Origin of the sequence: Streptomyces sp. NRRL S-495, from assembly GCF_000966955.1 — a bacterium.
GTDB classification, from domain to species: domain Bacteria; phylum Actinomycetota; class Actinomycetes; order Streptomycetales; family Streptomycetaceae; genus Kitasatospora; species Kitasatospora purpeofusca.
This window is the reverse complement of record NZ_JZWY01000282.1, coordinates 1-690: the sequence shown is the minus strand read 5'-3', so window position 1 is coordinate 690 and position 690 is coordinate 1. Positions and strand designations below refer to the sequence as shown.

The following is a 690-nucleotide window of genomic DNA, read 5'->3' as shown; positions in this document are numbered from 1 at the left end:
CACCCACCTGATCAACCTCGACGCCGACAACTACATCGGCGACACCCTCCCCGCCTGGCGCACCCACTGGACGGCGGACCCGGACCTGCTGATCTGGGGCTTCAGCCCCAACCCGGACGGCAGACCGGACGGCGGCAACGGGTCGTACGGCCGCATCGGACTGCCCCGCGCGCATTTCGACGCGCTCGGCGGGTACGACGAGCGGCTGCTTCCGATGGGCTGCCAGGACCTCGACCTGATGGACCGGGCCAAGGCCCGCGGCCTGCGCGTCCTCCGAGCGCCCCAGCAGGCTCCGTTCGCCATCCGCAACACGGACGCCGACAAGGTCCGGCACACCGGAAGTCCGCTGAGCTGGCACGACATGTGGCAGCAGAACCTCCGCCGGACCGAGGAGAACCTGCGCTCCGGCCGGCTCACGGTGAACCACGACCGCACGCCCGCCGAGGTCCTGCTCAACTTCACCCGGTGGGTGGAAGTCTGACCTGGGTGCGTGGGCACGGGGCCGCCTGGTACCTGGTGCCCGGTGGTCAGGGGGTGGCGAGCTCGGGGTGGGGCGGTTCCAGGGCGCTCCGGCAGACGGGGTGGGTGCGGGCGCCGTAGGAACGGGCGGCGACGACGAGACCGAGGCCCAGGCCGCCGAACGCCAGGCCGCCGAACTCGACCATCCACGTCGTCTGCGCGGTGGTGAAC

1 protein-coding gene is annotated in these 690 nt (G+C 71.9%); it reads left to right on the top strand.

Going from position 1 to position 690, the window contains the following annotated elements:
- Window positions 1-481: hypothetical protein (locus VR45_RS16195; protein WP_045940467.1), on the top strand; the 481-nt coding region annotated here is incomplete at its 5' end.
- Between the last annotated feature and the right edge of the window lie 209 nt (window positions 482-690).